13 protein-coding genes, 1 tRNA gene and 1 riboswitch are annotated in these 8,928 nt (G+C 67.0%); of the genes, 3 read left to right on the top strand and 11 right to left on the bottom strand.

Features of this window, described 5'->3' with window-relative positions; genetic code table 11:
- Window positions 1-389 precede the first annotated feature (389 nt).
- From AB0367_RS38425 to AB0367_RS38405, 5 genes are all read right to left on the bottom strand, one after another.
- A complete protein-coding gene (locus tag AB0367_RS38425; RefSeq protein WP_366231452.1) occupies window positions 390-734 on the bottom strand; it encodes a type II toxin-antitoxin system PemK/MazF family toxin in 345 nt (114 codons plus the stop codon).
- Window positions 731-967: a hypothetical protein gene (locus tag AB0367_RS38420; protein ID WP_366231451.1), complete on the bottom strand. Its 237-nt coding sequence runs from the start codon at window positions 965-967 to the stop codon at window positions 731-733. Before AB0367_RS38420 ends, AB0367_RS38425 begins: the two co-directional genes overlap by 4 nt.
- Window positions 968-1,302: 335 nt before the next feature.
- The gene (locus tag AB0367_RS38415) at window positions 1,303-1,608 is read right to left on the bottom strand and encodes a hypothetical protein (RefSeq protein WP_366231450.1); all 306 of its coding nucleotides are present in this window, start codon (window positions 1,606-1,608) and stop codon (window positions 1,303-1,305) included.
- A 424-nt stretch (window positions 1,609-2,032) separates the two neighbouring features.
- Window positions 2,033-2,332: a helix-turn-helix transcriptional regulator gene (locus AB0367_RS38410; protein WP_350557979.1), complete on the bottom strand. Its 300-nt coding sequence runs from the start codon at window positions 2,330-2,332 to the stop codon at window positions 2,033-2,035.
- 2 nt (window positions 2,333-2,334) lie between these two features.
- The gene (locus AB0367_RS38405; protein WP_366231449.1) at window positions 2,335-2,682 is read right to left on the bottom strand and encodes a type II toxin-antitoxin system RelE/ParE family toxin; all 348 of its coding nucleotides are present in this window, start codon (window positions 2,680-2,682) and stop codon (window positions 2,335-2,337) included.
- Window positions 2,683-2,865: 183 nt separating this feature from the next.
- On the opposite strand from AB0367_RS38405, the gene AB0367_RS38400 reads away from it, so the two are divergent.
- Window positions 2,866-3,261 (top strand): hypothetical protein, encoded by a 396-nt coding sequence (locus AB0367_RS38400; protein ID WP_366231448.1) that lies wholly within the window; start codon window positions 2,866-2,868, stop codon window positions 3,259-3,261.
- A gap of 260 nt (window positions 3,262-3,521) precedes the next feature.
- Here the strand turns inward: AB0367_RS38400 and AB0367_RS38395 are convergent, their stop codons facing one another.
- The 4 genes from AB0367_RS38395 to AB0367_RS38380 form a co-directional block, all read right to left on the bottom strand.
- Window positions 3,522-3,788: a helix-turn-helix transcriptional regulator gene (locus AB0367_RS38395; protein ID WP_366231447.1), complete on the bottom strand. Its 267-nt coding sequence runs from the start codon at window positions 3,786-3,788 to the stop codon at window positions 3,522-3,524.
- Between the two features lie 276 nt (window positions 3,789-4,064).
- A complete protein-coding gene (gene yidD, locus AB0367_RS38390; protein ID WP_366231453.1) occupies window positions 4,065-4,430 on the bottom strand; it encodes a membrane protein insertion efficiency factor YidD in 366 nt (121 codons plus the stop codon).
- A 298-nt stretch (window positions 4,431-4,728) separates the two neighbouring features.
- A tRNA-Gly gene (locus tag AB0367_RS38385) sits at window positions 4,729-4,802 on the bottom strand.
- 9 nt (window positions 4,803-4,811) lie between these two features.
- Window positions 4,812-5,318, bottom strand: a complete 507-nt coding sequence (locus AB0367_RS38380; protein ID WP_366231446.1) for a pyridoxamine 5'-phosphate oxidase — start codon at window positions 5,316-5,318, stop codon at window positions 4,812-4,814.
- A 66-nt stretch (window positions 5,319-5,384) separates the two neighbouring features.
- On the opposite strand from AB0367_RS38380, the gene AB0367_RS38375 reads away from it, so the two are divergent.
- Window positions 5,385-5,840, top strand: a complete 456-nt coding sequence (locus AB0367_RS38375) for a MarR family transcriptional regulator (protein ID WP_366231445.1) — start codon at window positions 5,385-5,387, stop codon at window positions 5,838-5,840.
- Between the two features lie 9 nt (window positions 5,841-5,849).
- Window positions 5,850-6,428 (top strand): dCTP deaminase, encoded by a 579-nt coding sequence (dcd, locus tag AB0367_RS38370; protein WP_366231444.1) that lies wholly within the window; start codon window positions 5,850-5,852, stop codon window positions 6,426-6,428.
- 27 nt (window positions 6,429-6,455) lie between these two features.
- On the opposite strand, the gene AB0367_RS38365 is transcribed toward dcd, so the two are convergent.
- Window positions 6,456-7,451, bottom strand: coding sequence for an NlpC/P60 family protein (locus AB0367_RS38365; protein WP_366231443.1), 996 nt, complete (start codon window positions 7,449-7,451; stop codon window positions 6,456-6,458).
- An 11-nt stretch (window positions 7,452-7,462) separates the two neighbouring features.
- Window positions 7,463-7,600, bottom strand: a riboswitch (cyclic di-AMP (ydaO/yuaA leader).
- Between the two features lie 133 nt (window positions 7,601-7,733).
- Entirely contained in the window at window positions 7,734-8,024 is a 291-nt protein-coding gene (locus AB0367_RS38360; protein WP_366231442.1) for a hypothetical protein, read from the bottom strand.
- Window positions 8,025-8,928: the final 904 nt, after the last annotated feature.

Raw genomic sequence — 8,928 nt, 5'->3', positions numbered from 1 at the left:
CCGCCGTGATCTGGCACAACTGGACCATCGGCGCCCCAGTCAAACGGTCCCTCATCGCCTACGACCACTGAATCTTCAAGGCATCAATCATCTAGCGGCGGTGCCGAGGTCAGCAAGGTGACGGCGCGGCCGGAAGCGACCAGGGCGCCGAGTGCGAGCCCGCTGACGGACATCACCCCTGCGGTGGGGCGAGCTGGCGAGCGCGCGCGGCGGCACGTCGACGCGAAGTCGGGAACCATCGTCGTCGAGCGGGTGGTCGTCGAGCTGACGGACGGCTCGCTCCAGTTCGATGGCCCGCTAATGGCCCGGATGCGCCTCGGGACCCGACTCTCGCCACCGCCGAGACAAGCTAACGGCCGACGAGCGATCTCGATGGCTCAGCCGGCCGGCTACACATCGATCATCTGTTTTAGCACCGTCTTCACGGCTGATATCTCGTCGTCGGTGAGCACCCACGCTGGCCGCTGTCCCTGCAGACGCGCCCGGGCGATGGTCCGCGCCTGCTCAGTGATGACGAACCCGACTGGACGGCTCGTGGGGCGCACCGGAACGCGGTGTAGCCAGCCGGAGCGCTCCCGCGTCGTCACTGGGAGCACGGTGACCAGTGCTTCCCCGGTCAGCCGCAGGTGGAACGCACTGGAGACCACGAGCACCGGACGGCGGCCTGCCTGCTCGCGGCCTTCGGTAGGGTCGAGGTCGGCCCACCAGACCTGCCACGGCTGGATGACCGTCACGCAGCCTCGTCCCACGCGTCGGCCGCCGGCGCGGAGGCCCGGTCTTCCCGGTCGGCCTCGGCTACGTACTCGGCCCAGCCCTCCGGATTGGTCGCCCGATATGCGTCCAAAGCGGCGATAGCCTTCATCTGCCAATGCTCGGCCAATAGCCGACGAATCGCCTCGTCCGCCGACACGCCACCGAGGTCCTCGCTGGCGACGCGGGTCAGGTCGTCGCGGGTGGACTCGTCCACTCGGATCATTACGCTACCCATGCCTCAAGGATACCGAACTGATGACAGTGCCGTCTACGGACACGTATACATGATTGTGTTGCTCGCCGCGGCGTCAACGCCTGAGGCACCCAAGCAAGCCGGAGCAGCTGACAGCCGCCGTAATGGCGCGCTAAATCAGCGGACGCTTAGGTGTCGTACTCGCCGTCCCAAGGCTCGTGGAACCCAAGCCGTTGAGGGTGGAACTCGGCCCATGGGCCGCCGTGGCCCTCGTCCGGATCGTCGGTGGTCTCGTCAATGAGCCCGAAGACGACGTCGTCGAAGTCGGCTCGGAAGGGCCGGATGGCGATGTTGCATCAGGTGACTGCCCCAAGGTTCGACAGCCAGCCTGACAGCACCTGTTCGGCTCTTTCGACGGCTGCAGGGCCGTCGGCCCTGACGCCAGCGAACCATATGTCCGAGCCCACGTGATGCCCGCTGTCGTCGAAGCGATGGAGAACCGCATAGATCCGCTGTTGGTGACGCCAATCTCGCCCCAGGGTAACGCCTTTTTGGTACGCGCCAGTGATGTCAGCGAAGAACTGGCCGCCTTTATGCCGTCCGATGCGGTCGGTGCGATAGTCGGGCATGTACTTGATCGGGATGACTTCCGGGAGCCGCACGGCGCGGATCGTAGCCAGTTTGGAGACGACGGTTGGATACAAGGGTCGGCGGCGTTGGGCGTGACTGGGGCGCCGCGCGTCTCCCGGTTCCTTCAGACTCCACCGCGACGTCGCCGGCTGAGGCGCCCGCAAGTGCGTCGAGACAGCTGGCAGTCGGCGCAATGGCACGCTCATGGCTCGCAGCGTCGACACAGCGAGTTTCGAGTGTCCAGACATGCAAGAGGCCCCGGCTGGACTTACGTCCTGACCAGGGCCGGAAGCGTGGAGCGGGTGAATGGAATCGAACACTCACTGTCAGCTTGGGAACGTACAGGCTTGGCACCGCAGACGCTCAGAACGGCTGTCGAGCCTGCCAGGACCGGCCTGGAGCGACCTCACGAAGCCTGCCCTGCCGTAATGGCACGCTAATGGCACGCCGACTCGATCATGCTGCATCGGGCCTGGCGTGAAATTCGACCGCCAGCTCGACGTCGAGGGCTCGCGCCAGACGCTCCAGAACTGGCAACGTCGGTACGGTGCCGCCAGCCTCGAAGCGCGCGACTGCGGACTGCGTCATCGCGGCGGCCTCAGCCAACTCGGTTTGGCTCCAGCCGTGGCGTTCGCGAAGCTCTCGAACCGCCCGCCCCAGCTCGAACGCGAGTTTGGTCGACTCGTATGCCTCGGCGGCCCCCGGCTCGGCCATTCGCCGGCTGCGCAGTTCGTTCCAATCGCTGCGGGCGCTCATCTCTAAACCTCTTCCTCGACGGTATGCATCTCGGCAGCGCATCTCGCTAGCGCCCGCCGAGCCCGCTGAACTTCACGAGTCTCGCGGTCACGGGTTTTCCGGAACACCGTCAGGAGAACGATCCGCTCCCCGGAGGCGATCCAGTAGGTGACCCGCACCGCCTCACTCTCAAGATGAAATCGCAGCTCACGGAGCTTGCCGTCGAGCTGTTTCGTGTACGGCTCGCCGAGCAGTGGTCCATAATTCGCCAATAGGTCGATGTAGAAAGCCACCCGCGCGAACTGCACAGTCGCCAGCTCTTCGAGCCACTCCCGAACTTCTGGCTCCAACTCAACGGTACCCCAGGCCATAGCATCGATGCTATAGGTATCGACGAGTTGCCGTCGGCCTTGAAGGCAACCCACTACAAACGTCGAGAAAGCCCAGGCACGGCGATCAACCGGACCCGGACCCTCGGCAGAACCTCAGGAGGCCCGAGGTTTGACTGTCCACGCCACGCTCACCGACTCGGCACTCACCGCGCAGGATCCAGCGTGAGCGTCACCCAGCTACCGGGCCGCCAGGCCATCACGGTCGAGCATGCCCCTGCCTCAGTCTTGCCATTCCAGGCCCGGTGCCCGTCCTGGTGCACCATCGAACGCGACGACCCCCACGAAACACATCTCCGCGCGACCGGCGCGATCAGCGTCCAACCGACGCCGGGCCAGCTCAACCTGATCACCGTCATGGTCAAGCAGGACCGGGACGGTGCCGCCGTTGACCTGCGCGTCCTACCGCACGCTGACCAATACGGGGCACTCCTTGACGCCGAGGCCCTGGACCAGGTCATCGCGGCGCTCACCGAGGCGCGCCAATGCATCGCCGGACGGGCGACCCCCAACAGTGTCGCGATGGCACCCAGACGCCGCCAGCGTCAGCGGCACAGCTGACAGTCGCCGCTATGGCCCACTAATGGCACACGGGTGGTGTCGAGTTGGCCGACATGCACGAGGCCCTGGCTGGACTGCTGCCCTGACCAGGGCCTTAGCGTTGGAGCGGGTGAAGGGAATCGAACCCTCACTGGCAGCTTGGGAACCGTACAAGACAGGTCGACCGGCCAAGGTGCGAGGCGTGGCGTCGTCGCCCGAGCGGGCCTGGAGCGGCCTCGACGATCCCGCCTTAATGGCACGCTAATGGCACACCGCAGCGGTCACGCCGCGTCGGGTCTGGCCTGGAACCCAACGGCCAACGCCACATCGAACGCTCGCGCCAAGCGCTCGAGAACCGGAAAGGTCGGCACGGTGCCGCCGGCCTCGAAGCGCGCTACGGCGGACTGCGTCATCGAGGCGGCATCGGCCAATTCGGTCTGACTCCAACCGCGCCGCTCGCGAAGCTCCCGGACCGCCCGCCCCTCGATCGCACCCGGCTCGGCCATGCGCTGGCTACGCAGTTCGTTCCAATCGCTGCGACCGCTCATGCCTCGATCCCTTCCTCGACGGTATGCGTCTCGGCGATGCACCGCGCCATCGCCCCTCGAGCGCGTTCGACCTCACGGGTTTCACGTTCGCAGTTCGCGAAGCTTCCCGTAACCCGGCTCCGCGGCCTCGACCGGCTCCCGGCTGCGCGGGTTTTCACTGCTCGGACTGCTCCCCGCCGTCGTCACGACCGGGGTCGGCCGAGCCACGCTGCACCAGCGACAGGCCCCGGTGCAGCTCCTCGGCGTGGCGGTGGCGCCCAGCGCCGTGCTGGATGGTCAGCGCCCTACCGGCGGCTCGTCGACGGTACCCATCGGCACATCACATCGGCACCGCGCGATCCGGGCCGCAGCCAGTCTGCCGCCGGTCACCAGCCCGAAGCGGTCCACCACAGTCAGCCCGTACGCGCTGCACGACGGCGAATACCGGCACCGGACGGGCAGCCGGGGCGAGAGCCAGCGCTGATACCCACGGATCGCCCGAACGCCCAACCGGCCCGCCGAAGACGGCCGGGACGGCACACCGAGGCGGTGCGGCGCCACAACGAACAGCAACGCGCTCAGCCGGCCCAGCCCGAGCACGCTGCTACAGGGCGACAGCACGCTCTGACAGGGGGCGCAGGCGACATCGAAGCAGTTACACATCTCGTACACAGTGCTCGGCACCGGCTTTTCTTACTGCCAAGATTGCCCAAGGTCAACTCCCGCCCGTGATCCTGCCGCTCGCCTCACGTAGCTCACCGAGTACGGGCGACGCGGACCCGACCTGAGCGGCCTGGAGTGATCTTGCGGAACCTGTCGTAATGGCACCCCAGACGCCGTCAGTGTCATACGGACAGCTGACAGTGGGGCAAACGGCCGCAAATGGCACGACGCCGCTTCCGAGTGTTCTGACAAGCGAACAGCCCTGGCGGGACATCTGTCCTGACCAGGGCCTTCGTCGTGGAGCGGGTGAAGGGAATCGAACCCTCACTGTCAGCTTGGGAAGCTGATGTTCTGCCATTGAACTACACCCGCGAGCGACGCCTACTGTACCGAATCCACGGCGTTCGTGCACGGATCATTCTGTTTTGCCTTCGTGGCGTGGGTGGGGCGGTCCTTCCAGACGGTGTGGGTCGAGGTTGTCGGGGTCTCATGGCGGACGAGCATCGCGACGTCCACGGTCAGCTCATACAGGCGCCAGTCGACCGCTGGGGCGGCGCGCATCGTTGTGGCCAGGCGGGCTGTCAGGGGCTCGTCGGTGACGGGGGTCGCGCGGCCCGACAGGTATGCCTCGTCGTCGGAGTCCGTGGACGGGAAGCTGTGCAGCGAGTAGCGGCCGTCGCGGTCCAGGTCGTGGCGCTTTGGGGAGGCGAGGACGAAGCAATACAGGCCCTCGTCGGTGATGACCGGGGAGACGGGGTGGATGCGCGGGCCGCCGTCGGGGCGGACGGTGGCCAGGTAGCCGAGGCCTGGGCCGTATTGGCAGACCAGGGTGCGGATGGCCGTCGCCAGCTCGGGCTCGGCCGCGGCGAAATCAGCCCACGATGCCATGTGCCCAATGTACTCGTACGTGTGTTCGATTGTCGGCGAATTGCCCGAACGAGGCAAACTGAAGCGGTGACGTCGGCCGACGAGTTGATCGACCTTCTGCGGCGCTTCAATGTGGAGGCCGACCGGTTCGTCGACGTGTTCACGCGGGCTCACGGGTTGCATCGCACCGACATGAACGCGGTCGCGCACATCTGGCGGGCGGCGCAGGACGGGGAGCCGCTGACCGCCGGTGAGCTCGCGCGGCGGCTCTCGCTCAGCCCGGCGGCGACCACCGCACTGCTGGCTCGCCTCGAGCGCGCCGGACACGTCGAGCGGCGGCCCGACACCGCCGACCGGCGCCGGATCAACCTGGACATCCAGCCGCCGGCCCAGGAGCTTGCGGCGGCGTTCTTCGCCCCGCTCGGCGTGCACCTACGGGCGGCCTTCGGCCGGTTCGCGCCGGAGGAGATCGAGCTGGTGACGAGAATCATGGGGGCGGTCCTCGAAGCGACCGCCGCGGCGGCGGATGAGGCAACACCGTAACCTCAGAGGGTGTTGCTATCCGACCGTGACCTGTGCAAGGAGCTCGAGGGCGGCCAGTTGTGTCTCGAGCCGTTCGATCAAGCGCTGGTGCAGCCGTCCAGCATCGACGTACGGCTCGACCGGTGGTTCCGAGTGTTCAACAACCACCTGTATACGCACATCGACCCTGCGATCCAGCAGGACGACCTCACGTCCATGGTCGAGGTCGGCGACGGCGAGCCGTTCGTGCTGCACCCCGGCGAGTTCGTGCTGGCCTCCACGCTCGAGGTGATCACGCTCGGGGACCAGCTCGCCGGGCGGCTGGAGGGCAAGTCCAGCCTCGGGCGGCTGGGGCTGCTGACACACTCGACGGCGGGCTTCATCGACCCCGGCTTCTCCGGCCACGTGACGCTGGAGCTGTCCAACGTGGCCAACCTGCCGATCCGGCTCTGGCCGGGGATGAAGATCGGCCAGCTGTGCATCTTCCGGCTCTCGTCGCCGTCCGAGCACCCATACGGCTCGACGGTCTACGGCTCGCGCTACCAGGGGCAGCGCGGTCCCACTCCGAGCCGCTCGTGGCAGAACTGGCGGACCTGGCCCACCATGTGAAAAGGGCGGGCTCGCGGCCCGCCCCCCTCATGCCACCCGGCCGTAGCCGGATATCGGTGCCATATCGATCTTCTTCATCTGCACGGGTGCGCTGGGGTTCGGTGCGTGGACCATCCAGCCGCCGCCGACGTACATGCCGACGTGGTGCAGGTCGCTGAAGAAGAAGACCAGGTCACCGGCCTGCAGATCGCTCCGCGACACGCGCTTGGTGTCCTGGTACTGCCAGTTGGTGTAGTGCCGCAGCGTGTAGCCGGCCTGCTTCCAGGCGTACAACGTCAGGCCGGAGCAGTCGAACGTGTTCGGCCCCTCGGTCGCCCACACATACCTCTTGCCGATCTGCGCGCACGCCACCTGGGCCGCCTTCGCGCCCGGGCCGCCGGTGTACTCGAACGGGCAGGCGACCGGCCGCAGGTTTCCGGTCGTGCCGGACGTCCCGTATGCCTTGGTGCGCATGTCGTTGAGGTTTTTGATGTCGGCGTTGATCTGCTGCTCCTGCTGCGCCAGCGCGGCCTCCTGCTCGGCCTGTTTGGCGACCAGCTCGTCGAGCGGCGTTTTCTGCGCGTCATACTGCCGCTTGGCCGTGACTACGTCCTTGATCCGCGCCTGCTCGTCCTTGGCCAGCATGTTGAGCATCGTCAGCTGGTTGATGAACGTGTCGGGCGAGCCGGTCGTGAGCATCGCGTCGAGCTTGGAGACGCGCCCGGTCTTGTACTGCATCACGGCGAACGCGCTCACCTTGTCGAAGGCGGCGTCGACCTGCTGGCGCAGCGGCGCGATCTGGGCCTCGAGTTTGCTCTGCTTGGTCTTGTTGGTGGCGAGCTCGATCTTGAGCTGGTTGTGCTGCTCGACCACCGGCTCGATCTGGTTCCACTTGTCGTCGATCTGTTTCTCGATCTCGCCCGGGGTCGGCTCCGCATGCGCGAGCCCCGTGATACCGACGGCGAGCGACAGACCGCCGAGGATGGCGACGAGGAGCCGTGCCAGACGGTGGGGCCGCCTCGTCCACCTCAGATGGGTCTCCACCGAGGAGTTACTCCTTCTTCCATGGCCGCCTACCGGGTTAGCTGACGGGTTCGGGCGGGAAGGTCGCCCTACCGCGCACAAGTTCGCGGATTCACCCCGGGTTGACGCGTGGGTCCCCGGCTCGGATATCGACTCGGCGGTGCCGCCTGGCGCGCCCGTGGCGGGCGCGGACATCCAGCCGACGGGAATTCACGTTAAGCGGGGCGGGTTCCCAGGTTCAAGTGGGTGATTGATTGTTGTCCGTTTTGTTCCGAAAGTCGTGCAATTTGCGTGACGTATACATCACCAATTCGACGGTGACGAAGGAATCGCGGTCCGTCCCGGCTTGACCCCGTCGACGGCCACCGTGAGCAGCGCGTTACCGCGCGAACACGCGATCTGGTGCCATCTCTCGCCGGCGACGGAACGCGATGCCAGCGCTACAAAAATGGTAGGCGAGCCGGTGCCGACAATCACGCAACTCGGCCGACCGGCCATGCCATCGACCTGGAGCTTGAACTGGCTGTCACTGATCGAGAACCCTTTTTGCGTGACATTGGCGCCCTTGGAAGTTCGTCGGTCGGACGAGAACACTCGCGCCGTAGCCGAACTCCGCGCGCCCCGGATTGAGAAACCCGGCTGGCCCGCGCGCAACTCTCCGCACCGTAATGCTCACAGTGCGCCGGAGACGCACCGCGAGTCCACCGTCATGCGGCACCGCGACGAGGTCACTGCCTTCGGTTCGGCGCGCCCGCAGTGCGAGCCGCCCCCTTGACGCCGTTGACGAGGCCGTCGTCGAACGTGAACCAGACGGTGATTTCGTGCTTACCATGCGTGCCGGTCGACGCCCGTGGTGGCGCGCTCGGAGCGCCCCGGCGTCGAGCCGGACCCGGGCGGCGCCGCGGTCGTGGTTCCGGTCGCCCGTTCGGCTGCCCGGCGCTCACGCGGCGTGATCGCCCGATGTTCGACCAGCCCGGCGGCAACGACGAGAGCGGCAGGCCAGGCACGCGGCAACAACCGCCGTTGTCGGCACATGACTGGACACGATCTCCCGAACCGCGCGGCCGCCGCGGTGGTTCCGGCCGCGTTCGCCCTTCCGCATGACGCGACGGAGGTAGATGACTCCGGTCCGTGCAACGCGCGGCCGTTCCTCCCGTGAGACAACGGGCCGGGCCTGCCTGAAGGGCGGCCCCGGCCCTGCCGGGTCCGCGGTGCCAAGAACACGGGCCAGGAACATGGTGCCGAGCACTCGAGGCCGAACGGCGAAAGGTCGAACAGCCAAGGCCGGTCACCCGCTACGGGTGACCGGCCGTCGAAGTCGCTGTGGGGTTTAGTTGGAGGCGATGCCGAGCCCGCCAGCACCGCCGGTGCCGCCGTGGAACTGGGTGCCCTGCGCGAACGCGGTGTCGAAGCGCTGCTGCAGGGCGTTGAGCTCGGAGAAGTTCGCCTGGTGCGAGTTCTCGCTGCCCTCGGCGGCGAACACGTGGTCGTCGACCTC

Origin of the sequence: Dactylosporangium sp. NPDC051484 (assembly GCF_040689395.1) — a bacterium.
Classification (GTDB): domain Bacteria; phylum Actinomycetota; class Actinomycetes; order Mycobacteriales; family Micromonosporaceae; genus Dactylosporangium.
This window is presented reverse-complemented; position numbering and strand designations above follow the sequence as displayed.

What these genes read in the sequence shown, in the direction of transcription:
- AB0367_RS38410 (WP_350557979.1), bottom strand. Translation starts at nt 2,332, where the DNA reads ATGAGCGCCCGCAGCGATTGGAACGAACTGCGCAGCCGGCGAATGGCC.
- AB0367_RS38405 (WP_366231449.1), bottom strand. Translation starts at nt 2,682, where the DNA reads ATGGCCTGGGGTACCGTTGAGTTGGAGCCAGAAGTTCGGGAGTGGCTC.
- AB0367_RS38380 (WP_366231446.1), bottom strand. Translation starts at nt 5,318, where the DNA reads ATGGCATCGTGGGCTGATTTCGCCGCGGCCGAGCCCGAGCTGGCGACG.
- yidD (WP_366231453.1), bottom strand. Translation starts at nt 4,430, where the DNA reads ATGTGTAACTGCTTCGATGTCGCCTGCGCCCCCTGTCAGAGCGTGCTG.
- AB0367_RS38395 (WP_366231447.1), bottom strand. Translation starts at nt 3,788, where the DNA reads ATGAGCGGTCGCAGCGATTGGAACGAACTGCGTAGCCAGCGCATGGCC.